This is a genomic window from Burkholderia sp. B21-005, from assembly GCF_020843965.1.
Taxonomy (GTDB): Bacteria; Pseudomonadota; Gammaproteobacteria; order Burkholderiales; family Burkholderiaceae; genus Burkholderia; species Burkholderia ambifaria.
The window spans coordinates 1,492,834-1,514,618 of sequence record NZ_CP086302.1 but is presented as its reverse complement, the minus strand read 5'-3'; the positions used below and the strand labels follow the sequence as shown (position 1 = coordinate 1,514,618).

Here is a 21,785-nt window from a genome sequence, read left to right as displayed (position 1 = left end):
ACCGACCGCGAACGAAGCAGAAAGGATCAGAAACGACAAGGCCGAGCAAAACGCCCGGCCTCCGGCACCTCAGCATGCGCGCCGCACGACCAGCGGCACGCACGCGCTCGAACGGTCGTCAGACCGCCATCACCGTCACCGACTTCGTGACGAGATACGGCTCCAGCGCTTCCGGTCCGCCTTCCGACCCATAGCCCGAATCCTTCACGCCGCCGAACGGCATTTCCGGCCACGGCGTCGCGGGCTGGTTGATCCACAGCATCCCGACTTCGAGGCGCTGCGTCAGCAGGTGCACGTTCGCGAACGAGCGCGTGAACGCATAGCCGGCCAGCCCGAACGGCAGACGGTTCGCTTCGGCGATCGCGTCCTCGAGCTTGTCGAAGCCGCGGATCGCCGCGACCGGACCGAACGGCTCGTTGTTGAACACGTCCGCTTCGAGCGGCACGTTCGCGATCACCGTCGGTGCGAAGAAGTTGCCTTCCGAGCCGATCCGTTCGCCGCCGGTCTCGATGCTCGCGCCGACCTTGCGCGCGTTCTCGACGACCGACGCCATCGCGGTCAGCCGGCGCGGGTTCGCCAGCGCGCCGAGCGTCGTGCCTTCCTCGAGGCCGTTGCCGATCTTCAGCCCTTCGGCGTGCTGCACCAGCGCGCGCGTGAATTCGTCGCGGATGCTGTTGTGCACGAGAAAACGCGTCGGCGAAATGCACACCTGGCCCGCGTTGCGGAACTTCGCGCCACCGGCGGCCTTCACCGCCAGCGCGACGTCCGCATCCTCGGCGACGATCACCGGCGCGTGGCCGCCCAGCTCCATCGTCGCACGCTTCATGTGCTGGCCTGCGAGCGCGGCGAGCTGCTTGCCGACGGGCGTCGAGCCCGTGAACGTCACCTTGCGGATGACCGGGTGCGCGATCAGGTACGACGAGATTTCCGCCGGATCGCCGTACACGAGGCCGATCACGCCGGCCGGCACGCCCGCGTCGACGAACGCGCGCAGCAGCGCGGCCGGCGATGCCGGGGTTTCTTCCGGCGCCTTCACGAGGAACGAGCAGCCGGTCGCGAGCGCGGCGCTCAGCTTGCGCACGACCTGGTTGACCGGGAAATTCCACGGCGTGAACGCCGCGACCGGGCCAACGGGCTCCTTCACGACCATTTGCTGCGCGCCGAGATTGCGCGGCGGCACGATCCGGCCGTACACGCGGCGGCCTTCGTCCGCGAACCATTCGATGATGTCGGCTGCCGACAGCACTTCGACACGCGCTTCCGTCAGCGGCTTGCCCTGCTCCTGCGTCATCAACTGCGCGATCGCGTCGGCGCGCTCGCGCACCAGCGCCGCGGCCTTGCGCATCGTCGCCGCGCGCTCGTGCGCGGGCACCTTGCGCCATGCTTCGAAACCGCGCTGCGCCGCAGCCAGCGCGCGATCGAGATCGGCGATGCCCGCGTGGGCCACCTTGCCGATCGCCTTGCCCGTCGCCGGGTTCACGACGTCGATCGTCTTGCCGCTCGCGGCGTCGACCCACTCGCCGTCGATCAGCAGTTGCGTATCCGTATAAGTCACGTTAGCCATCCAGACACCCCTACTTTGCGTCGATAAAACGCGCGCTGCCGCGAATGGCCGCGCGCCGGTTGACAGAAAGAGCTGCGTTGCCGGGCGCGATGCACCCGGCAATGTTCGACGACGGGCACGCGGCACGCATGCCCGCCGTCATCCGCCACGGTCGGCCGCGCTCAGCGCGTGGCCGCCGTCGCCTTGCGGAGTTTCGCGACGTCCGCCGGCTGCACGGCCGGCGCGCCGTTGTTCCAGCCGGCGCGCATGAACGTCAGCACGTCGGCGATCTGCCGGTCGTTCAACTGGTTCGAGAACGCCGGCATCGGATACGCGGACGGCACGCCGCCGATCACGAGCGACTCGCTGCCGTTCAGCGTCACGTTGATCAGCGACGATGCATCGGCCTCGAGCACGTTCGGGTTGCCGGCGAGCGGCGCGAGCAGCGGCGCGTAGCCGCGGCCGTCCACACCATGGCAATGCAGGCAGTAAGCGTTATACACCTTTGCGCCTGGATCGTTCGCCGGCCGGCCAAGCGAGACCTGCGTCGCCTTCGGATCATAACGGTAAGGCGGCGCGCCCGTGCCGCCTGCCGCCGGCAGCGACTTCAGGTAACGGGACATCGCCGTCAGATCGTCGTCGGTCAGTTCCTGCGTGCTGTGGTTGATCACGCTGACCATCGAGCCGAACGCGGTCGCATGCTGGTTCGCGCCGGTCTTCAGGAACTGCGCGACTTCTGCATCGCTCCAGCGGCCGAGCCCCGTATTGTGCTCGCCGGTCAGGTTCGACGCGAACCAGTTGTCGATCGGCGCGCCCGACAGGAACGCCGCGCCGCCTTCGTCCAGCGCCTTCTCCTGGAAGCCGACGCCGCGCGGCGTATGGCACGACCCGCAATGCCCGAGCCCCTGCACGAGATACGCGCCGCGGTTCCACGTCGCGTCCTTGGCCGGCTTGTCGGCGTACGGCTTCGTGTCGAGGAACACCGCGTTCCACAGTGCCAGCGGCCAGCGCATGCCGAGCGGCCACGGAATCTCGGACGCACGGTTCGCCTGCTTCACCGGCTCGACGCCGTGCATGAAGTACGCGTACAGCGCCTTCACGTCGTCGTCGCGCAGCTTCGCATACGACGGATAAGGCATCGCCGGATACAGGTGATGGCCGTCCTTCGCGACACCCGAGCGCAGCGCGCCCGCGAACTCGGCTTCGGTATAGCCGCCGATGCCCGTGTCCGGGTCGGGCGTGATGTTGGTCGTGTAGATCGCGCCCATCGGCGTGACCATCTTCAGGCCGCCGGCGAACGGCGCGCCGCGCGGCGCGGTGTGGCACGCCACGCAGTCGCCCGCCTTCGCGAGATACGCGCCGCGTGCGACCAGCGCGCTGTCGGCCGGCGCCGTTTGCGCGGCATGCGCCGCGGTGCCGGCCATCAGCGCGGACAGCGCGATCAACGATGCGCCGAATGTATGAGCGACGCGATTCGAGCGGTTCAGGGTGAGGTTTCGCATGGTTCGTCCCTCCTCTCAAGCCGTCTTCAGCTGGCTGCCGACCGGCAGCTTGCGCAGCCGCTTGCCGGTCGCCGCGAAGATCGCGTTCGACAGGGCCGCCGCGGTGGCAGCGGTGCCCGGTTCGCCGATTCCGCCCGGCGCCTCGCCGCTCTTCACGAGATGAACCTCGATCGGCGGCGTCTCGTTGATGCGCATCATCCGGTAGTCGGTGAAGTTGCTCTGCACGACGCGGCCGTCCTCGATCGTGATCTCGCCATACAGCGCACCCGTGATCCCGAAGATGATGCCGCCCTGTACCTGCGCCTCGATCGTGCTCGGATTCACGGCCATCCCGCAGTCGACCGCGCACACGACGCGCTTGACCTGCACTTCGCCCTCCTCCACCGCGACGTCGATGACGATCGAGAAGAAGCTGCCGAACGCGTGCATCACCGATACGCCGCGCCCTTGCCCCTTCGGCAGCGACGTGCCCCATCCGGCCGCCTTCGTCGCGACGTCGAGCACGTTGCGCGCACGCGGCGTCTTGTCGAGCAGCGCGCGGCGATACTGGACGGGGTCGGTCTTGGTTTGCGCCGCCAGTTCGTCGATGAAGCTCTCGACGACGAACGTGCCGCGCGTCGGGCCGACGCCGCGCCAGAACGCGGTCGGGATGTGGCGCGGCTCCTGCCGCACGTAGTCGACGAGCTGGTTCGGCAGGTCGTACGGCAATTCGGCCGAAACCTCGACCGCGTCGGGGTCGACGCCGTCCTTGAACGCAGGCGGCGCGAAACGCGCGATGATCGACGAGCCGACGATCCGGTGCTGCCATGCGACCGGCTTGCCGTTCGCATCGAGGCCGGCCGAGATCCGGTCGTAGTAGTACGGCCGGTACATGTCGTGCTGGATGTCTTCCTCGCGCGTCCACACGACCTTCACGGGCGCGTTGACCTGTTTGGCGACCTTCACGGCCTGTCCGATCATGTCCGTCTCGAGCCGCCGGCCAAAGCCGCCGCCGAGCAAATGGTTGTGCACGACGATCTTCTCGGGTGCGAGCCCCGTGAGTTGCTGCACCGTATCGCGCGCCCGCGTCGGCACCTGCGTGCCGACCCAGATCTCGCAGCCGTCGGCGCGCACCTGCACCGTGCAGTTCACGGGTTCCATCGTGGCGTGCGCGAGGAACGGTTGCTCATAGACGGCATCGACGCGCGTCTTCGCGTTCGCGAACGCGCGGCCGACGTCGCCTTCCTTGCGCGCGACGGCGCCCTTGCCGTTCGCCGCGGCCTGCGCGAGATCGGCGACGATGTCCTTCATCGACACCTTCGCGTCCGCGCCTTCGTTCCATTTGACGACGAGCGCCGACGCGCCGCGCTTCGCGGCCCACGTGTGATCGCCGACCACCGCGACCGCGTTGTCGACGCGCACCACCTGACGCACGCCGGGAATCTTCCGCGCGGCCGTCTCGTCGACGCTCGCAACCGTGCCGCCGAACACCGGGCTGTTCACGATCACCGCGTACAGCATGCCGGGCAGGCGCACGTCGAGCCCGAACTGCGCGGTGCCGTCGACCTTCTCCGGCGAATCGAGCCGCTTCACCGGCTTGCCGATCAGCTTGAAATCGGCCGGCTGCTTCAACGCGACGTCCTTCGGCACCGGCAGCTTCGACGCGGCATCGGCGAGCTGGCCGTACGATGCGCGCCGGCCGCTCGGCGGGTGCTGCACTTCGCCGTTTTCCGCCCGGCAGCTGGCCGGATCGACGTTCCATTGTTTGGCGGCCGCGGCAACCAGCAGCGTGCGTGCGGTCGCGCCGGCGCGGCGCAGCGGTTCCCACGCGTAGCGCACCGACGTCGAGCCGCCCGTCAGCTGGCCGCCGAGCAGCGGATCGAGGAACAGCTTCTCGTTCGGTGGTGCATGATCGAGCGTGACGTTCGACAGCGGCACCTCGAGTTCCTCGGCGATCAGCATCGGCAGCGCCGTGTAGACGCCCTGGCCCATTTCCACTTTCGGCATCACCAGCGTGACCTTGCCGCCGCGGTCGATCTGCACGAACGCGTTCGGCGCGAATACGCCGGCACGCGCGTTTTCGTCCGCATCGCCGCCGATCACCGAGCGCCGCGCGTCATCGCCGGCCGCCGGCAGGCTGAAGCCGAGCAGCAGGCCGCCGCCCGCCGCCGCGCCGAGCGACATGCCCACCTTGAGAAACGAACGGCGCGACACGCCCGCGCCGGCCCGACCTGCTTCGATCAGTCCTCTCGACATGTCAGCTCCCCTTCGCGGCGTGCTTCACGGCCGCGCGAATCCGGTTGTAGGTGCCGCAGCGACAGATGTTGCCGGCCATCGCCGCGTCGATGTCGGCATCGCTCGGGCTCGGGTTGGCGGCGATCAGCGCCGTGGCCGCCATCACCTGCCCGGACTGGCAGTAGCCGCACTGGACGACGTCGAGCTCGCGCCACGCATCCTGAACCTTCTGGCCGGCCGGCGTCGCGCCGACGGCTTCGATCGTCGTGATCTTGCGGCCCGCGACGGCCGCGACCGGCAGCACGCACGAGCGCGCGGCGACGCCGTCGAGATGCACGGTGCACGCGCCGCATTGCGCGATCCCGCAGCCGAATTTCGTGCCGGTCAGGCCGACGACGTCGCGCAGGACCCATAGCAGGGGCATGTCGTCGGGGGCGTCGACCGTGCGGCTCTCGCCGTTGATATTGAGGGTGACCATTCAGCCTCCGGGGCCGGTGTATTGGGGAAGCGGCGCGGCCGGCGCGCCGGGTTGTTCATCGCCGCCGCGCAGTGCACGGCGGCTGCCGCGCGGCCCGGGTGGGGCGAGCCGCGGCGGTGGTTCGGCGCGGGTTATTCGGCCGCGTCGATGCCCGACAGCACCTTGATGACGGGCGGCGCCGAGAACCATTCGGCCGACTTGATGCGAAACGCGGTGAAGTGCGGGCTCGCGAGGTGGGCGTCGAACGCGGCCTGGTCGTCGTAGATCTCGAACAGGTGCAGCGCCGGCGAGCCGTCCTGTTCGCGGAACAGGTCGTAGCGGCGATTGCCGGGTTCGGCCCGGGTCGCCGTGACCATGCTGCGCAATTCGGCCTCGACGGCCTGCGCGTGTTCGGGTGTCGGAAATACCGATGCCATCACATAAAGCGCCATGTTTTTCACTCCTTGGGAAACGGAATCGAGCATGCCATAAGCCGGCGTCGCGTGACGCCAGCGTGCAGATGGACGCGTCGCCTCAGGCCAGTTCGTCCGGGCCGACGCGCACGACGACCTTGCCGAAGTTCTTGCCGGCGAGCAAGCCGATCAGCGCATTCGGCGCATCGGCGAGATCGGGGATCACGTCCTCGAGCGTCTTCACCTTGCCCTGCGCGACCCACTCGCTCATCTCCTTCAGGAACGGCGCATAGCCCGTCGCATAATGATCGAGAATGATGAAACCCTGCATCCGGATGCGCTTGCGCAGGATGGTCCCCATCAGCGCCGGCACGCGGTCACGGCCGCTCGACACCGCGGTGTCGTCGTACGCCGCGTCGTTGTAATGCGCGATGATTCCGCACACCGGCACGCGCGCGTGATCGTTGAGCAGCGGCCACACCGCGTCGAACACGGCGCCGCCGACGTTCTCGAAATAGACGTCGATGCCGTTCGGGCAGGCTTCCTTCAGCTTGGCCGCGAACTGCGGATCGCGATGATCGATGCAGGCGTCGAAGCCGAGCGTGTCCTTCACGTACGCGACCTTGTCGGCGCCGCCCGCGATGCCGACCACGCGGCAGCCCTTCAGCTTCGCGATCTGGCCGACCACCGACCCGACCGCCCCGCTCGCGGCGGCGACGACCACGGTTTCGCCGGCCTTCGGCTCGCCGATCTTCAGCAATCCGGTGTACGCGGTGAACCCTGGCATGCCGAGCACGCCGAGTGCATGCGACGGATGCGCGAAGTCGCGGCCGAGCGCAATGAGATCGCTGCCGTCGGACAACGCGTAGTCCTGCCAGCCACCGCCCGCGACGACCAGGTCGCCTTCGCGATACGCGGGCAGGTTCGATGCGACGACGCGGCTGACCGTGCCGCCGACCATCACGTCGCCGAGTTCGACCGGCGGCGCATACGACGGCGCGTCGCTCATCCGGCCGCGCATGTACGGATCGAGCGACAGCCAGACCGTGCGCAACAGCACCTGTCCGGCGCCGGGCACCGGCACGTCGGCGGTCTCGGTGCGAAAGTCGTTCGGGGTGGGTGCGCCGACCGGGCGCGCGTTCAGGACGATTCTGCGGTTTGCTGTCTTGTTTTGCGGCATGGGAACCTCCGTCAACAGGATTGGACGTGCCACGGGCACGATCGGATCAACGTTCGACAACCGTGATGCGCGAGGCCGCGGCCGTGCCGGCGCATCAGCCGGCGCAGCCGCAGCCTCGCGGGTAAAGCAATCGGACTTCGGCGCGAGTAGACCAGTCGTCTAGTGCTCAAGTAAAAACAAGGCGCGCCTATGCGCGCCCGGGTTATGACTGCGCTCCGTCTGGCTCGACGGGCGGCAGGTTCAGCATCCGCCGTGTTTCGAGCATCGCGCGCTCGAGCGGCTGGCGGTTGCGGTGAATCTTCTCCAGCAACGTGGCGCCAAGCCATAGCTCGTACAGGATCGCGGCCGCATGGGCGGGATCGTCGACACCGCTCAGCGAACCGTCGGCCAGCCCGGCCTCGATGCCGCCCGCGAGCCGCTCGATGATCTGGGCGGTGCCGCGCCGCAGGACCGCGCGCATCGCCTCCGACAAGTCGGACACCTCCGCGCCCAGCTTCACCGCGAGGCACTTGCCTTCCGGATCGTCCGCGCACTGCGTGTGCAGCCAGTTGCCCCAGTACGTCATCAGGCGCTGCGCGCCCGTGCCGGCCTGATGCTTGAGCAGGTTGTCGAGATGCGCGAGATAGCCTTCGAAATACGACTCGAGCAGCGCCTCGCCGAATGCTTCCTTCGAGCCGAAGTAATGGTAGAAGGAGCCCTTCGGGATGCCCGCCGCGGCGAGTATCTCGTTCAGACCGACCGCCGAGAACCCCTTGTGGAGCATGATCGGCTTCGCGATATTCAGGATGTGGTGGCGGACTTCCGCGCCTGAAGATGCATTCATGATGGCGTATCTTAGCAACGATTAGACCGGTCGTCTAGTAACGTCGAGCCGGCAAGTTCAGCGGCACTTTACCCGAATCGCACCGCGTCGCGGGTGCGTTGTCGCCGCACCGTGGCGCCCGTGTCACGCGGGCTTCGGAATGTGCTTCCGGGCGGCCGGCTTCCCCGCGCGCAGACTGCCGCCGGCGGCGGCGACCCGGCGCACGGCGCATCGGGGGCGCGATCAGGATTTGTCCGTTGATACAGATCAAGCGGGCAGGAGCCCGGCAGGCGATCATGACGCCACGTCCTGCGCAAGCAGCGGCCTCTTCGCTTGCGGCAAGCCGGGTGACCGGCGGCCGCCTTCCCGGGAGAACGTCATGATCCGAACGCCATACCGAAGCGCGCTTGCGACGGCCTGCGTGTTCATCGCACTCGCGTCGCTGCTGGGTGTCGTACACGCGATGCTGGTCGACGAGCGTATCGTCCCGTACGCGATCGTCACGCTGGTTTCGGGCATCGTCGCGTTCGTCGCGCAGCTGAATCCGGCGCCGCAGGCGCGATAGAGACCCCGTCGCGTCAGACGGCGATGCCGGCCGCGCGTGACGCGAAAGCACCCGCCCGCCCGGTTCCTGTCCTGCGCCGCCCGCCAATCAGCCGACTTCGATGATCACCTTCAACGCATGGGTTTGCGCGGCGCGCCCGAACGTGTCGTACGCACGCTCGACGTCGTCCAGCGAAAACCGGTGCGTGATCAGGCGCTTCGGATCGAGCCGCCCCGCACGCACGGTCTTCAGCAGCATCGGCGTGCTGACGGTGTCGACGAGCCGCGTCGTGATCGCGATGTTGCGATCCCACAGCTTCTCGAGGTGCAGGTCCGCCTTGACGCCATGTACGCCGACGTTCGCGACCACGCCGCCCGGCGCCACGAGCGACGTACACATCTCGAACGTCGCCGGAATGCCGACCGCTTCGATCGCGCAATCCACGCCGACGCCGTCGGTCAGCTTCATCACCTCCGCCACCGGGTCGTCGCCGCGGCCATCGAAGCAGTCGGTCGCGCCGAACTGCCGTGCGACCTCCAGCCGGTTGCTGTCCGGATCGATCATGATGATCCGCGCGGGTGAGTAGAACTGCGCGGTCAGCAATGCCGCCAGCCCGATCGGGCCCGCGCCGACGATCGCGACCGAGCAACCCGGCTGCACCTTGCCGTTCAGCACGCCGCATTCGAATCCGGTCGGCAGGATGTCGGACAGCATCACAAGTGCGTCCTCGTCCACACCTGGCGGAATCCGGTACAGGCTGGTCGACGCATGCGGGATGCGCACGTACTCGGCCTGCGTGCCGTCGATCCGGTGGCCGAGAATCCAGCCGCCGGTCGTGCAATGCGAATACAGCCCGCGCCGGCAATACTCGCACCGGCCGCACGACGAGATGCATGAAATCAGCACGTGATCGCCCGGCTTCAGCGAGTCGACCGCGGCGCCGACCTGCTCGACGATGCCGACACCTTCGTGGCCGAGAATGCGGCCCGGTTCGCACGTCGGCACGTCGCCCTTCAGGATGTGCAGGTCGGTGCCGCAGATCGTCGTGCGCGTCACGCGCACGATTGCGTCGGTGGGCGACTGCAGTTCCGGCTTGGGTCGCTGTTCGAGCGCCTTGCGCCCCGGCCCGTGGTAAACGAGTGCTTTCATCGCTGTTCCTCCATCGAAAAGGTGGCCTGTTCGGTCATCTGCACCGGCGCATGCCTATGCTGCGCCAGCAGCGCCGCGAGGGCGCAGGACGCGACCCGGACGGCCACACTGTCGGCGCGGCTCGTCAGCACGATCGGTACGCGCGCGCCCACGACGATGCCCGCGTTCGCGGCACCGCCCAGGTATTCGAGCTGTTTCGCGAGCATGTTGCCCGCTTCGATATCCGGCACGACCAGGATGTCGGCGCGGCCGGCAACCGGCGAATCGATCCCCTTGTCGCGCGCGGCCCGCAGCGATATCGCGTTGTCGAACGCGAGCGGGCCGTCGACGATCGCCCCCGTGATCTGCCCGCGCTCGGCCATCTTCGCCAGCGCTGCCGCGTCGAGCGTCGAACGCATCGCCGGATTGACGGTCTCGACCGCGCACAGCACGGCCACGCGCGGGCAGGCAACGCCCAGCGCATGCGCGACGTCGACGGCGTTCTGCGTGATGGCCGCCTTCTGCGCGAGATCCGGCGCGATGTTCACAGCCGCGTCGGTCAGGATGAACGGCCTCGGATACGCCGGCGTCTCGATCAGGAAACAGTGCGACATGCGCTTGTCGGTGCGCAGCCCCGAACCCGCTGCGACAACCGCGCCCATCAGCTCGTCCGTATGCAGGCTGCCTTTCATCAGCGAGCCGGCGCGGCCGGCCGCCGCGAGTTCCACCGCGCGGGCGGCTGCCGCATGACTGTGCGGCACGTCTTCGATCGTCCATTTCGAAAGATCGACACCCGCGTCGTCCGCGACGCGCAGCACCTTTGCGCGCGGCGCGACGATCAGCGGCTCGATCGATGCGCCCAACGGCGAAGCGGCGAGCGCGGCAAGCGCCGCGAGACTGGTCGCGTCGCAGGGATGCACGACGGCAACGACGAGCGGCGGCACGTTGCATGCACGCGCGATCAACGACGGCAGTGCGCCGTCCTCACGCGGTAACAGGCCGGGCAGGCGCGCGCCGTCCGGTGCATCGGCATCCGGATTCCCGTTCATGTTTCGAGCACGTAGGTGCCGGGCGCCGCGCCGAGCCCGGCGGCCGGCGCGCGGGCCGGCACGTCGCCCGACGAACGCTCGTGCAGCCAGTAGCGCCAGCATGTCCACCACGATCCGTCGATCGCCGTCGTTTCCCGCACGAAGTCGTGCCGGCTGCGGTACGGCGCGCCGGGCTTGCGGGTCGCGCGGCGGTAGTGGCGTCCCGGATGACCGGGTTCCGACACGATGCCCGCGTTGTGGCCGCCCGACGTCAGCACGAAGGTCAGCGCGTGGTGCGTGAGCAGATGGAGCTTGTAGACGGAGCCCCACGGCGACACGTGATCGCGCTCGGTGCCGACCACGAACGTCGGCACATCGATGTCCGACAACGCGACCGGCCGCCCGTCGACGCAGTAGCGGCCGACCGCGAGATCGTTGTCGAGAAAGAGCCGCGTCAGGTATTCCGAATGCATGCGATACGGCATGCGCGTGGTGTCCGCATTCCACGACATCAGGTCGTTCGGCTTCGTGCGCGTGCCGAGCAGGTATTCGCTCATCATCCGCGACCAGATCAGGTCTCGCGCATTCAGCAGTTGGAATGCGGCGGACATCTGCGCGCCGTCCAGGTACCCCTGCCGCCACATCAGCGCATCGAGCGCGGACAATTCGCTCGCGTCGATGAACAGGCCGAGTTCGCCCGGTTCGCTGAAATCGGTCTGCGCCGCCAGCAACGTGATGGACCGCAGTGCTTCGTGCTGCCGCCCGTCGCGCGCAAGCGCCGCCGCAACGATCGCCAGCAGCGTGCCGCCGAGACAATAGCCGACCGCATGAACGGCTTCGCCGCAGACCGACCGGGCGGCATCGAGCGCGGCCATGCACCCATCGCGCAGATAGTCGTCGAGCCCGAAGTCGCGCGCCTCCGCGCCGGGGTTGCGCCATGACACGGCAAACACGGTGTAGCCCGAATCGACCAGGAAACGGATCAGCGAATTGTGCGGCTGCAGATCGAGGATGTAGTACTTCATGATCCACGACGGCACGATCAGGATCGGCTCGTGCGCGACGCGCGCCGTCGTCGGCTCGTACTGCAACAGTTCGCACAACGCGTTGCGCCAGACGACGCGGCCCGGCGTGATGGCCACGTCGCGCCCCGGCAGATACGTCCGCGCGTCATGGGCATGCGTGCCGCCGGCACGCTCGAGCGACGCCTTCGCATCCTCCAGCCAGTTCAGGACGCCTGCCGCGAGATTCGCCCCGCCGCTGCACATCGTCGCGTCGAGCACGACCGGATTGGTCGCCAGGAAATTGCCTGGCGAGCACGCGTCGAGCCACTGTCGCGCAGCGAATCCGACCAGCTCCTCATGGTGCCGCTCGACGCCCGGCACGCCGTGCGTCGCGTCGCGCCACCAGCGCTGGATCGACAGGAAGCTGTCACGGTACACGTGAAACGGCCATCCGGCCCACGCGGGCGCGGCGAAGCGCGGATCGGCGTGGCCCGCGTGCACGGCCAGGCCGGTCGTCCCTGGATCGTCCGCATCGCCTTGCTTCGACGACGGTGCAAGGGCTGACAGCCACGCCTGCGTCGCGAGCTCGAAGCATTTCCCGGGCGCCACCGCCAGATGCGCGCTCCAGTCGAGCATGGCCAGCCCGAGCGACACGGGCGACAGCCCGAAGGTCATCGCGGCCACGTTCGCATGCGCGGCGCGGTTCCACTGTTCGGCAGGCGTCGTACGGACCGGCACGCATTCGTTCGCGCTCGACGCGGGTTCGTCCGTGCCGGATGGTCGCATCGATTCGTGCCCGAACGGCGTGCGGATGACGGACGCTTTCATCGCATGTGCATCCCGCCATTGACGTCGAATTCCGCGCCGGTCGCGAACGCCCCCGCGTCGGAACACAGGAAGGCGACGAGCGCCGCGATTTCGTCGGGATCGCCAAGGCGGCCGATCGGAATCTGCGGCAGGATCTTCGTGTCGAGCACCTCTTTCGGCACCGACTCGAGCATCGCGGTCGCCAGGTAACCAGGTGCGACCGTGTTGACCGTCACGCCGTGGCGCGCGAGCTCGAGCGCCAGCGCCTTCGTGAAGCCATGGATGCCGGCCTTCGCGGCCGCGTAGTTCGCCTGTCCGTATGCGCCGCGCGAACCGTTCACCGAGCCGATATTCACGATGCGCCCGAAACCGGCTTCGATCATGCCCGGCACGAACGGCTTCGTCATGTTGAAGATGCCGTCCAGGTTGGTACGCAGCACCGCATCCCACATGCTCTTGGTCATCTTCACGAAGGTGGCGTCGTGCGTGACGCCGGCGTTGTTGACCAGCACGTCGACGTGCCCGAATTCGGCCAGCACGCGTGCCGCGCAGTGTTGGCACGAATCGTAGTCGGCGATGTCGACCGCGAACGCGTGGAAGGTCCGCCCCGCTTCGCGTTCGTGCGTGAGCCACGTCGCGACGTGGTCGTTGCCTTCCGTGTGCGACACCGCCACCGTCATGCCGGCCTCGTGCAGGCGACGGCTGATCGCAGCACCGAGGCCACCCATGCCGCCCGTGACGAATGCGACCCGCTCAGCGCACATGGTCGTTCTCCCGTGCGCCGGTCATGCCGTTCAGGCGCCGGGGGCCAACCCGCTCCCCGTCACTCGCGCCGGCCGCGTCCTCGATCCCGTGCTCCAATGACGTCATCCAGTCTGCCCACGGCATGCTGGCCTCGTTCACCATCGCCAGTCGTCCCAGATCGGGCAGCCAGTCGGTCTGAAAACGCGACAGCGCACCCGCGCCGTGTTCGCGCAACCAGGTACGCCATACGCCCGCGCTCTCGTATTGCGCTCGCATGCACAGCTCGGTGGCATCCTGCCAGATCGCGACGCTCGCGATCGCATAGTCGCGCATCACCTGCCGGGTTGCCTCGCCGAAGGCCGTCCACTCGTTCGTGCCCGCCAGCGTCTGCTGCAGCTGGTGCACCGCCGAGCGGTCCCGCTCGATGCGCCGCCCTGCCAGCGCATGCCATTCGTGTTGCCAGTCGCTGTTCAGCTCGACCATCCGCAGCGCGAGATCGCAGCCCGCGCGGCAAACGTCGTTCGGTGTCGTCAAAGCGTACGTGCTCATCGGCTCCTCTCTTTCGATCCAATCAATGGGTCGGCATCACGCCGCATGCCGCCTGCCCGGGATCGGCATCGCGACCGCTTCACTGTGCGGCCACGGCGCACGTGTGCCGTTGATCTGAGTCAAGCCCGCGAAAACCCTGCTTCGTAGACTGGATTGCACTGGCGGATCACCCGTCGATGGAGCGATTCCGATGAGCTACAAGAGCATGGTCGTGCACCTCGATACAAGCACCCGCGCGCATTCGCGCCTCGAGTTCGCATTGCGCCTCGCCCGGCGCTTCGGCGCGCATCTGACCGGCCTGTTCGCGGTCTACACGCCGGAACCGCATTCGTTCTACGTGATGGCCGGGTCCGCCGATTACTTCCGCGAACATCGCGAACAGCGCGACGAACGGCGCGCCGCGCTGGAGCGGCTGTTCCATGCCGAGACGGCGCGCGCGAAGGTGCCGGCAGCCTGGGTGCGTGCCGACGAGCGCGCGAACCTGGCCGTGCCGCGCGCCGCACGTCTTGCCGACCTCGTGATTGCCGGCCAGAGCGACCCCAACGACCCCGAGACCTATATCGACGACCAGTTTGCGGAAAACCTCGTGTTGTCGGCGGGGCGTCCGGTGCTGTTCTGGCCGTACACCGGAGAATTCCCGTCGATTGGCGAACGGGTGATCGTCGCGTGGGACGGTGGCCGGGAAGCGACCCGCGCCGTGCACGACGCGATTCCCTTTCTCGAACATGCGAAGCGCACGACTGTCGTCGCCGTGGTCGACGGCGCTTCCGAAGCTGCGACCACGCGTATTCCGGCCGCCGATGCCGCGCTGATGCTGGCGCGTCATGCACGCGACGTGAACGTGCTCGATATCGATAGCGGTGACGGCTCGTCGGTCGGCGACACGTTGCTGTCGCGCGCTTATGAAACGGGTTCCGACCTGCTCGTGATGGGCGCCTACGGCCACTCGCACTGGCGCGAGCTGGTGATGGGCGGCGCCACGCGCACGGTGCTGGCGTCGATGACGCTGCCGGTGCTGATGTCGCACTGAGCCGTCCGATGCGTACGCTCGCGCTGCTCGTCGTCAATGCCGGTTCGTCGAGCGTGAAGTTCGCGGTCTTTGCTTATCCACCGCACGGCGAACCCGCGCGGCAGCCGCTGCACGAGGGTGAAGCGGTCACAACCGGCAACGGCGCGTCGATCCGCTTCGATGCGGAGCCGCACGGTTCGCTGCCGCTCGTCGCGGGCGATCCGTACCGCGCCGTGCTCGCGCGGATCGCGACGTGGATCCGCGTGCAGTTGCCGCACGTCACGCTCGGCGCGATCGCGCATCGCGTCGTGCACGGCGGCGCGCGGTACGTGGATCCGGTGGTCGTCGACGACGACGTGCTGGACGCGCTTCGCACGCTGACGCCGCTCGCGCCCCTGCATCAGCCACACAGCCTGGACGCGATCGACGCGCTGCGCGACGCGTTTCCGGACGTCGCACAAATCGCGGTGTTCGACACGGCGTTTCATTGCACGCTGCCACGTGTCGAGCAACTGCTGCCATTGCCGCATGCGTGGTTCGACCAGGGCGTGCGTCGCTACGGGTTCCATGGACTGTCGTACGAATACCTGGCCGTCGCGCTTGACGAGTCGTTCGGCGCGCGCGCGCACGGTCGCGTGATCGCTGCCCATCTCGGCAGCGGTGCCAGCCTGTGCGCGCTGCGCGACTGCCGCAGCGTCGCGACGACCATGGGCTTCTCAGCGCTCGATGGCTTGATGATGGGCACCCGCTGCGGGACGCTCGATCCGGGTGTCGTCCTCCACCTGCTCGAGGCCGGGAAGCTGTCGGGCGACGACTTGGGGCACCTGCTGTATCACGAGTCGGGGCTCAAGGGCGTGTCGGGCGCCTCGGGCGATCCGCGTGTGCTGCTGGCGTGCGAAGCGGCCGGCGACACGCTGGCCCGCGATGCACTGGCACTCTATGTCCATCGCATCGTGCGTGAAACAGGTGCGCTGACCGCGCTGCTCGGCGGCCTCGACATGCTGGTCTTCACCGCCGGCATCGGCGAACACTCGGCGGTGTTGCGCGAGCGGATCTGCACGTCGCTCGGCTGGCTCGGCGTCGAGCTCGACGCACGCGCGAATGCCGCGCATGCCCATGTCGTGTCGTCTGCGTCGAGCGCGGTCACGGTGGTCGTCGAGCCGACCAACGAAGCATGGATCGCGGCGCGCGCCGCGGTGCGCATACTGCGCGGCAACCGCGACGGTTGATCCAGATCGGCGCGGTCGCCACACGCGCGCCGATGATGATTCCATTGGCATCCGCTCAAGGGAAACGTCATGTACTCGAACATTGTGGTTGCGCTCGACGGCAGCGATACGTCATCCCGCGCACTCGACGCCGCGCTGACTCTCGCGTCGGAGGCGCGTGCCCGGCTGACGCCCGTCTACGTCGTCGATTTCCTGGTGCCGGCGTACGACGCGTCCGGATACGATCCGTCGATCCTGATCGATGCATTCCGCGACGAAGGACTGCGCGTCACGGCGGACGCGGCAACACGCATGAAGACGCGCGACGTGGCCGGCACGCCGCAGATCTGCAATGTCGCGCCGGCGGGCGAAGACGTCGCGCAACGGATCGTCGGCTTCGCCGGCGAGATCGATGCCGACCTGATTGTGCTCGGCACGCACGGCCGGCGCGGCTTTCGCCGCCTCGTGCTGGGCAGCGTGGCCGAACGCGTGCTGCGGCATGCCACGTGCCCGGTCCTGATGATTCCGGCGCGTTGCGCCGCCGGGGCATCCGCCGGGACTGCCGCCGCATCAACCGAAAAGGAGCCGTCATGAGCTACAAGACCCTGCTCGTCCATCTCGACGACAGCGAGCGCTGCAAGGCGCGCGTCGACCTCGCGCTCGAACTCGCGGGACGCTGGAATGCCCACCTGATCGGCCTCTACGCGGTCTGCCAGGATCTCTTCGAGCCGTTGCGGCGGCCTGACGAGCCGCTCAAGCTGGCCGTCTACGAACGCCTGTGCGAGCAGCGGCGCAAGGATGCGGAAGAACGATTCCTGATGGCCGCCGAGCGCGCCGGACGCAGCGTCGAATGGCAGGCGCCGGCCGGCGACGTGACCGCTGCCGCGATCCTGCATGCACGCCACGCCGATCTGCTGGTGCTGGGCCAGGAAGATCCCGCCGACCGCATGACTTACGTGGCGCGCCATTTCGTCGACGACGTCGTGATGGGCAGCGGCCGGCCGGCGATCGTCGTCCCGTACGCGGGCGACGTGCGAACGCTCGGCGAGAACGTGCTGATCGGCTGGGACGGCGGACGTGAGGCCGCCCGCGCGACGGCCGACGCGCTGCCGCTGCTCGCCCGCGCGCGCTTCGTCCACGTCGAGACGGTCACCCGCGGGCATCCCGATCCGGACGAGACGCCGGCGGGCGTCGATGTCGCCGCGTATCTCGAACGGCACGGCATTCGCGCGTCGTTCTCCACCACGCCGCGCGAACGGTCGGTGAGCGTGGGCGCGACGCTGCTGAACCGGGTGACCGACCTGCATGCGGATCTGCTGGTGATGGGCCTGTACAGCCATGCCCGCATGCACGAACGCGTGCTGGGCGGGGCAACGCGCACGATCCTCGAAACGATGACGGTGCCGGTCCTGCTGTCCCACTGAGCGCGTGAAAGCGGGCCGCCGCTTGCGGCTGCCCGCTTCCTGTCACGACCGTCACAACACGCCGGCGCACGCGTCCGGCCCCGCCCGCACGACCAGCACCGGCCGGTCCGCGATGCGCACCAGCGATTCGGCGACGCCGCCGAGCAACGCACGGCGCGCGCCGCGGCGACCATGCGCGCCCATGACGATCAGGTCCGCATCGCATTCGGCAGCGGCGCGCGCCAGCACGTCAGAAATGTCCGCTCCGCCCGCATCGATCGTTCGCGCGATGCCGCGTACGCCGGACAGCCGAAACGCGGCTTCCGCGTCCGATACCGCGATCTCAAGCCCGCACGGTGGTGCCCTTACGCATCGGTCCCGATTGGCGAGCGTTGCTAAAACGCGCACAATTCGGGCGACATCGCAGTTCCGGCCCGCCCCGCTTTTCGTGCCTCGCGTCCGGCCCGCCGCCAGCCAACCGCCGGCGTGAAATCCGTCAGGATGAACGGCAATGACAGTGAATGCGCCCTCCTTTGAGGCCGGGCCGCCTCCCCACCGGTTCCGGCCCGCCCGATACGCAGCCATGGCCGCGCTGCTGACGCTGGCGCTGGGTCTGACTGCATCGTTCGCGGCATCCCGGTTACTGCAGGAGGAGGCCCGACAAGCCGCCCAGGCAAGGTTCCAGCAAACCGCGACACTCGCGACGGCCGACCTCCGGCGCAGCCTCCTTGGCGCCGCTGCCGTATTGCGCGGCGCGCGCGGCTTCGCGTCGACGCTGGCACCGCCGCAATCCGGACCTGCGTGGCGCGGCTATCTCGACAGTCTCAATCTCGACGGATTGCAATCCCCCGTCCGCAGCCTCGGAAGAATCGAACCGAGCGCCGCCGTCGACGATCAGGCGACCCGGCAGGCGCTGCAGCGGGCGGCGGAAACCGGCAAGGTCGCGATGGCCGCGAACGCGATCCAGGACAGCACCGATGCGTCGATCGCCCGGACGGAACTGACACTGTACTTGCCGATTTATGCGGATGCTGAACACGAGGCGCTGTCCGGGCTACGACACGCGAGCGCGACCGGGTACGTTTACGCGTCGCTGAACCCGGATCGTCTCGTCGATTCGTCCGTACTCGACCGGCTGCGCATGGAAATCATGGCCGACAATCCGGCGGCACCCGTCTATTCGGGCGGCTTCGGCGGCGGTGACGCCTCCTCCAGCGTACGCGATACGTTCAGGCGAATTGATTCGCTGACGTTCGGCGGCACGCCGCTGTCGCTACACTACACTGCGTCGCGCCCCGCCATGTCCGGCGCGGCGATGGCCGTCCTGCTGGCGGGCCTCGCGCTGTCGCTGACGCTAGCCGCGCTCGTGCAGCAATTCATCGCGAAGCGGGCGCTCGCCGGTATGCACACCGGCGACAGCCCACCCACCGAGGCTCGAATGATGGCCATCATCCGGTCATCGATGGAGGCCATCATTACCGTCGACGAAAACCAGACGATCGTGATCTTCAACCCGGCAGCCGAACGCGTGTTCGGTGTCTCCGCGATGGACGCGATCGGTGCGCCACTCTCCCGTTTCATCCCTGAGCGCTTCCGCGCCGCACATGCGCGACATGTCGAGCAATTCGGCGTGACCGGCGTGTCGGAGCGACAGATGGGGCGGCAACGCGTGCTGTTCGGCTTGCGCGGCGACGGCACCGAGTTTCCGATCGAGGCGTCGATCTCGCAGATTCGCGACGGCACGAGCAAGCTGTACACGGTCATGTTGCGCGACGTCACCGAGCGGGTGCGAGCGGAAACCGCCCTCAAGCAGTCGCGCGAGGAGCTGCGCGACCTGTCGGCCAACCTGCAGAACGTGCGAGAGGCGGAGAAGACGCGGATTGCGCGCGAACTGCACGATGACCTCGGTCAGCAACTGACCGCGCTCAAGATGGATCTCACTGCCGTCGAACTGGGGCTCGCGGGCGTTGTCGCCCCCAACATCGGCGTGCGCGAACAGTTGGGCGGCATGCATAGCCTGATCGATTCGACCGTTGCGTCGGTTCGGCGCATCGCGGCCGATCTGCGGCCGGTCATGCTCGACGATCTGGGCCTCATCCCGGCGATCGAATGGCTGGCGAACGATTTCACGCGCCGCTACAGGATCACGGTCGACCGGGACATCGCTCCCGTCGATACCGCGTTCACCGGTGTCGGAGCCACGACGCTGTTCCGTATCGTGCAGGAGGCGCTGACCAACGTCGCGCGGCACTCTGACGCGACGAACGTCAAGCTCTCATTGAAACTGGAAGAGGGTTATTGCGTGCTGCGCATCGCGGACAACGGTCACGGCGCACCGGAGAACACCCGCAACGTACAGGATCGTCCGTCGTTTGGCCTGATCGGCATCCGCGAGCGCGCGCACATGTTTGAGGGTACGGTGACGATCGACAACCGGCCTGGAGCGGGATTCACGATCACCGTGGCACTGCCGCTTCACGCCATCCAGCAAGGAGACGTGCTGTCATGATCAGGGTACTCATCGCCGACGACCATGCACTCGTCAGGGACGGCCTGCGGCACATCCTGCAGAACGCAAGCGGTTTCGAGGTCGCGGGCGAAGCGCGCGACAGTGCGTCCACGATCGCGCTCGTGCGCGACACGGACGCGAACGTGCTCGTGCTCGACCTGTCGATGCCCGGCCGAAACGGCGTCGAGCTGATCAAGCAGATCAAGGACGAGAAGCCGGCATTGCATATCCTCGTGCTGACGATGCATGCGGAACAGCAATATGCGGTGCGTGCGTTCCGCGCGGGCGCGTCCGGCTACATGACCAAGGAAAGCGCCAGCGCCGAACTGGTCGCGGCGCTGACCAAGATCGCGGCCGGCGGCGTCTATGTCAGCCTGACCATGGCCGAACAGTTCGCGCAGAGTCTGAACGAGCCGACCGATCTCCTGCCGCACCAGCGCCTGTCCGATCGTGAGTTCGACGTCTTCCGACGCGTTACCACCGGCGAGTCGATTTCCGAAATCGCCCAGGCGCTCTGCGTCAGCGTCAAGACCATCAGCACGTACAAGACGCGGATCCTCGAGAAGATGCAGATGCCGAACGACACGGCGCTCGTACGCTACGCGATGCGTCACAAGCTGTTCGACGATCCGGACGAACTCTGAGCGCGACAAACCGCCACACCGCTGTAGGAATCGTCCTACAAACCTTCCCTATCACCTACCACATCTTCAATTTCCGCTGATTTCAATCAAGCGTCCGGCTGTCCATACTCCACATCAAGAAAAACAAACCCGTGGGCCTCCCGGGGCTGCCCTACGTTGCCGTCCTGCCACGACTGCATCGTCGTCCCGCCGATCCGGGGCGACGCCCGCTTGACGAACGTGGCGACACCCCAGCCCGCCTGTACGGCGACCAGCGCAACCGTGCCAACGCGACGCGCTGCCGCCCCCACCAACCGGAGCAGATCATGCAGAGCCATGCCGAAGTCTCGACGACCGTGCCGTTACGCCCCTTCATTCCGCTGCGCACCGTCGAGCGGACGGACCAGCCGAAGCGCACGTCGTCCCGCTGTTCGTCGTGCACACTGCGCACCGTCTGTCTGCCGCAGGAAATGACACCTGACGATTTCGCGCGGGTCGACGCGATGATCTGTACGACGCGCCACGTCAAACGCGGTGAGACGCTGTTTCGCGCTGGCGATCTGTTCAACAGCATCTACGCGGTGAGGACCGGATCGTTCAAAACCATCGTGATGCATCGCGACGGCGACGAACAGATCACCGGCTTCCAGATCGTCGGCGAATCGCTCGGGCTCGACGGCGTGCACACCGGGCACCACAACGGTGATGCGGTCGCACTCGAGGACAGCACGGTCTGCATCATTCCGTTCGGCCAGCTCGAGCAGATGTGCCGCGAAGTGCGGACGATGCAGCATCATCTGTATCAGATGATGAGCGGCGAAATCGTCCGCGAATCCGCGCAGATGCTGCTGCTCGGCACGATGACCGCCGAGCAACGCGTGGCCGCGTTCCTGCTGAATCTCTCCGCACGCTTCAAAGCACGCGGCTACTCAGCCGCCGAGTTCGTGCTGCGGATGACGCGCGACGAGATCGGCGAGTATCTCGGGATGAAGCTCGAAACGGTCAGCCGCATGCTGTCGAAGTTCCAGCACAAGGGGCTCGTCGCGGCGCAGGGCAAGCAGATCCGGATCGTCGATTCGGAAGGCCTCCGGCAAATCTGAACGCGCCGCGCGAATCCA

At 67.7% G+C, this 21,785-nt stretch carries 22 protein-coding genes; 8 read left to right on the top strand and 14 right to left on the bottom strand.

What is annotated here, in order from left to right; translation table 11 throughout:
* Window positions 1-118: 118 nt before the first annotated feature.
* The 7 genes from LMA02_RS23115 to LMA02_RS23085 form a co-directional block, all read right to left on the bottom strand.
* Complete coding sequence (locus LMA02_RS23115; protein ID WP_165753113.1) at window positions 119-1,564, bottom strand: NAD-dependent succinate-semialdehyde dehydrogenase; 1,446 nt, start codon at window positions 1,562-1,564, stop codon at window positions 119-121.
* Between the two features lie 161 nt (window positions 1,565-1,725).
* The gene (locus tag LMA02_RS23110; protein ID WP_228909955.1) at window positions 1,726-3,045 is read right to left on the bottom strand and encodes a c-type cytochrome; all 1,320 of its coding nucleotides are present in this window, start codon (window positions 3,043-3,045) and stop codon (window positions 1,726-1,728) included.
* Window positions 3,046-3,060: 15 nt separating this feature from the next.
* Window positions 3,061-5,280, bottom strand: a complete 2,220-nt coding sequence (locus LMA02_RS23105) for a xanthine dehydrogenase family protein molybdopterin-binding subunit (protein ID WP_228909954.1) — start codon at window positions 5,278-5,280, stop codon at window positions 3,061-3,063.
* Between the two features lies 1 nt (window position 5,281).
* Window positions 5,282-5,737 (bottom strand): (2Fe-2S)-binding protein, encoded by a 456-nt coding sequence (locus LMA02_RS23100; RefSeq protein ID WP_228909953.1) that lies wholly within the window; start codon window positions 5,735-5,737, stop codon window positions 5,282-5,284.
* Between the two features lie 131 nt (window positions 5,738-5,868).
* Window positions 5,869-6,168 carry a putative quinol monooxygenase gene (locus LMA02_RS23095; protein ID WP_166724726.1) on the bottom strand — a complete coding sequence of 100 codons (300 nt, stop codon included), beginning with the start codon at window positions 6,166-6,168 and terminating at the stop codon, window positions 5,869-5,871.
* An 82-nt stretch (window positions 6,169-6,250) separates the two neighbouring features.
* On the bottom strand, window positions 6,251-7,309 hold the full coding sequence (locus tag LMA02_RS23090; RefSeq protein ID WP_228909952.1) for an NADP-dependent oxidoreductase: 1,059 nt from the start codon (window positions 7,307-7,309) through the stop codon (window positions 6,251-6,253).
* Between the two features lie 202 nt (window positions 7,310-7,511).
* Window positions 7,512-8,132, bottom strand: a complete 621-nt coding sequence (locus tag LMA02_RS23085) for a TetR/AcrR family transcriptional regulator (protein ID WP_228909951.1) — start codon at window positions 8,130-8,132, stop codon at window positions 7,512-7,514.
* A 358-nt stretch (window positions 8,133-8,490) separates the two neighbouring features.
* Between LMA02_RS23085 and LMA02_RS23080 the strand changes: the two genes are divergently transcribed.
* Window positions 8,491-8,676, top strand: coding sequence for a DUF2964 family protein (locus LMA02_RS23080; protein WP_228909950.1), 186 nt, complete (start codon window positions 8,491-8,493; stop codon window positions 8,674-8,676).
* An 87-nt stretch (window positions 8,677-8,763) separates the two neighbouring features.
* Here LMA02_RS23080 and LMA02_RS23075 read toward each other — a convergent pair whose 3' ends face one another.
* Genes LMA02_RS23075 through LMA02_RS23055 form a run of 5 tightly spaced genes read right to left on the bottom strand, consistent with a single transcriptional unit; the run spans window position 8,764 to window position 13,915 of the window.
* The gene (locus LMA02_RS23075) at window positions 8,764-9,804 is read right to left on the bottom strand and encodes a zinc-dependent alcohol dehydrogenase family protein (protein ID WP_228909949.1); all 1,041 of its coding nucleotides are present in this window, start codon (window positions 9,802-9,804) and stop codon (window positions 8,764-8,766) included.
* Complete coding sequence (locus LMA02_RS23070) at window positions 9,801-10,832, bottom strand: bifunctional enoyl-CoA hydratase/phosphate acetyltransferase (RefSeq protein WP_228909948.1); 1,032 nt, start codon at window positions 10,830-10,832, stop codon at window positions 9,801-9,803. The genes LMA02_RS23075 and LMA02_RS23070 overlap by 4 nt, the downstream gene beginning before the upstream one ends.
* Window positions 10,829-12,643, bottom strand: coding sequence for a PHA/PHB synthase family protein (locus tag LMA02_RS23065; protein ID WP_228909947.1), 1,815 nt, complete (start codon window positions 12,641-12,643; stop codon window positions 10,829-10,831). The genes LMA02_RS23070 and LMA02_RS23065 overlap by 4 nt, the downstream gene beginning before the upstream one ends.
* Window positions 12,640-13,386 carry a beta-ketoacyl-ACP reductase gene (locus LMA02_RS23060; protein ID WP_228909946.1) on the bottom strand — a complete coding sequence of 249 codons (747 nt, stop codon included), beginning with the start codon at window positions 13,384-13,386 and terminating at the stop codon, window positions 12,640-12,642. The genes LMA02_RS23065 and LMA02_RS23060 overlap by 4 nt, the downstream gene beginning before the upstream one ends.
* Entirely contained in the window at window positions 13,376-13,915 is a 540-nt protein-coding gene (locus LMA02_RS23055; RefSeq protein WP_228909945.1) for a hypothetical protein, read from the bottom strand. The genes LMA02_RS23060 and LMA02_RS23055 overlap by 11 nt, the downstream gene beginning before the upstream one ends.
* A gap of 190 nt (window positions 13,916-14,105) precedes the next feature.
* On the opposite strand from LMA02_RS23055, the gene LMA02_RS23050 reads away from it, so the two are divergent.
* From LMA02_RS23050 to LMA02_RS23035, 4 genes are all read left to right on the top strand, one after another.
* Window positions 14,106-14,945: a universal stress protein gene (locus LMA02_RS23050; RefSeq protein ID WP_228909944.1), complete on the top strand. Its 840-nt coding sequence runs from the start codon at window positions 14,106-14,108 to the stop codon at window positions 14,943-14,945.
* Window positions 14,946-14,953: 8 nt separating this feature from the next.
* Complete coding sequence (locus tag LMA02_RS23045) at window positions 14,954-16,153, top strand: acetate/propionate family kinase (protein ID WP_228909943.1); 1,200 nt, start codon at window positions 14,954-14,956, stop codon at window positions 16,151-16,153.
* Window positions 16,154-16,222: 69 nt separating this feature from the next.
* Window positions 16,223-16,726 (top strand): universal stress protein, encoded by a 504-nt coding sequence (locus tag LMA02_RS23040; protein ID WP_228909942.1) that lies wholly within the window; start codon window positions 16,223-16,225, stop codon window positions 16,724-16,726.
* On the top strand, window positions 16,723-17,556 hold the full coding sequence (locus LMA02_RS23035) for a universal stress protein (RefSeq protein ID WP_228909941.1): 834 nt from the start codon (window positions 16,723-16,725) through the stop codon (window positions 17,554-17,556). The genes LMA02_RS23040 and LMA02_RS23035 overlap by 4 nt, the downstream gene beginning before the upstream one ends.
* A gap of 51 nt (window positions 17,557-17,607) precedes the next feature.
* Here LMA02_RS23035 and LMA02_RS23030 read toward each other — a convergent pair whose 3' ends face one another.
* A complete protein-coding gene (locus LMA02_RS23030) occupies window positions 17,608-18,120 on the bottom strand; it encodes a universal stress protein (protein WP_228909940.1) in 513 nt (170 codons plus the stop codon).
* Here LMA02_RS23030 and LMA02_RS23025 point away from each other — a divergent pair.
* Window positions 18,047-20,044 (top strand): PAS domain S-box protein, encoded by a 1,998-nt coding sequence (locus tag LMA02_RS23025; RefSeq protein WP_228909939.1) that lies wholly within the window; start codon window positions 18,047-18,049, stop codon window positions 20,042-20,044. The genes LMA02_RS23030 and LMA02_RS23025 overlap by 74 nt on opposite strands.
* On the top strand, window positions 20,041-20,688 hold the full coding sequence (locus LMA02_RS23020; RefSeq protein ID WP_228909938.1) for a response regulator transcription factor: 648 nt from the start codon (window positions 20,041-20,043) through the stop codon (window positions 20,686-20,688). The genes LMA02_RS23025 and LMA02_RS23020 overlap by 4 nt, the downstream gene beginning before the upstream one ends.
* Before the next feature lie 86 nt (window positions 20,689-20,774).
* Here the strand turns inward: LMA02_RS23020 and LMA02_RS23015 are convergent, their stop codons facing one another.
* Entirely contained in the window at window positions 20,775-21,005 is a 231-nt protein-coding gene (locus LMA02_RS23015) for a hypothetical protein (RefSeq protein WP_228909937.1), read from the bottom strand.
* Between LMA02_RS23015 and fnr the strand changes: the two genes are divergently transcribed.
* Window positions 20,994-21,767, top strand: coding sequence for a fumarate/nitrate reduction transcriptional regulator Fnr (gene fnr / locus LMA02_RS23010; RefSeq protein WP_228909936.1), 774 nt, complete (start codon window positions 20,994-20,996; stop codon window positions 21,765-21,767). The genes LMA02_RS23015 and fnr overlap by 12 nt on opposite strands.
* Window positions 21,768-21,785 lie beyond the last annotated feature (18 nt).

Excerpts from the sequence above, each read along its gene's own strand:
- LMA02_RS23045 (WP_228909943.1), top strand. The coding sequence starts at position 14,954 with ATGCGTACGCTCGCGCTGCTCGTCGTCAATGCCGGTTCGTCGAGCGTG.
- LMA02_RS23060 (WP_228909946.1), bottom strand. The coding sequence starts at position 13,386 with ATGTGCGCTGAGCGGGTCGCATTCGTCACGGGCGGCATGGGTGGCCTC.
- fnr (WP_228909936.1), top strand. The coding sequence starts at position 20,994 with ATGCAGAGCCATGCCGAAGTCTCGACGACCGTGCCGTTACGCCCCTTC.
- LMA02_RS23110 (WP_228909955.1), bottom strand. The coding sequence starts at position 3,045 with ATGCGAAACCTCACCCTGAACCGCTCGAATCGCGTCGCTCATACATTC.
- LMA02_RS23065 (WP_228909947.1), bottom strand. The coding sequence starts at position 12,643 with ATGAAAGCGTCCGTCATCCGCACGCCGTTCGGGCACGAATCGATGCGA.
- LMA02_RS23035 (WP_228909941.1), top strand. The coding sequence starts at position 16,723 with ATGAGCTACAAGACCCTGCTCGTCCATCTCGACGACAGCGAGCGCTGC.
- LMA02_RS23095 (WP_166724726.1), bottom strand. The coding sequence starts at position 6,168 with ATGGCGCTTTATGTGATGGCATCGGTATTTCCGACACCCGAACACGCG.
- LMA02_RS23055 (WP_228909945.1), bottom strand. The coding sequence starts at position 13,915 with ATGAGCACGTACGCTTTGACGACACCGAACGACGTTTGCCGCGCGGGC.
- LMA02_RS23100 (WP_228909953.1), bottom strand. The coding sequence starts at position 5,737 with ATGGTCACCCTCAATATCAACGGCGAGAGCCGCACGGTCGACGCCCCC.
- LMA02_RS23070 (WP_228909948.1), bottom strand. The coding sequence starts at position 10,832 with ATGAACGGGAATCCGGATGCCGATGCACCGGACGGCGCGCGCCTGCCC.
- LMA02_RS23040 (WP_228909942.1), top strand. The coding sequence starts at position 16,223 with ATGTACTCGAACATTGTGGTTGCGCTCGACGGCAGCGATACGTCATCC.
- LMA02_RS23020 (WP_228909938.1), top strand. The coding sequence starts at position 20,041 with ATGATCAGGGTACTCATCGCCGACGACCATGCACTCGTCAGGGACGGC.
- LMA02_RS23115 (WP_165753113.1), bottom strand. The coding sequence starts at position 1,564 with ATGGCTAACGTGACTTATACGGATACGCAACTGCTGATCGACGGCGAG.
- LMA02_RS23085 (WP_228909951.1), bottom strand. The coding sequence starts at position 8,132 with ATGAATGCATCTTCAGGCGCGGAAGTCCGCCACCACATCCTGAATATC.
- LMA02_RS23075 (WP_228909949.1), bottom strand. The coding sequence starts at position 9,804 with ATGAAAGCACTCGTTTACCACGGGCCGGGGCGCAAGGCGCTCGAACAG.
- LMA02_RS23090 (WP_228909952.1), bottom strand. The coding sequence starts at position 7,309 with ATGCCGCAAAACAAGACAGCAAACCGCAGAATCGTCCTGAACGCGCGC.
- LMA02_RS23050 (WP_228909944.1), top strand. The coding sequence starts at position 14,106 with ATGAGCTACAAGAGCATGGTCGTGCACCTCGATACAAGCACCCGCGCG.
- LMA02_RS23025 (WP_228909939.1), top strand. The coding sequence starts at position 18,047 with ATGACAGTGAATGCGCCCTCCTTTGAGGCCGGGCCGCCTCCCCACCGG.
- LMA02_RS23105 (WP_228909954.1), bottom strand. The coding sequence starts at position 5,280 with ATGTCGAGAGGACTGATCGAAGCAGGTCGGGCCGGCGCGGGCGTGTCG.
- LMA02_RS23015 (WP_228909937.1), bottom strand. The coding sequence starts at position 21,005 with ATGGCTCTGCATGATCTGCTCCGGTTGGTGGGGGCGGCAGCGCGTCGC.
- LMA02_RS23080 (WP_228909950.1), top strand. The coding sequence starts at position 8,491 with ATGATCCGAACGCCATACCGAAGCGCGCTTGCGACGGCCTGCGTGTTC.
- LMA02_RS23030 (WP_228909940.1), bottom strand. The coding sequence starts at position 18,120 with ATGGCTGCGTATCGGGCGGGCCGGAACCGGTGGGGAGGCGGCCCGGCC.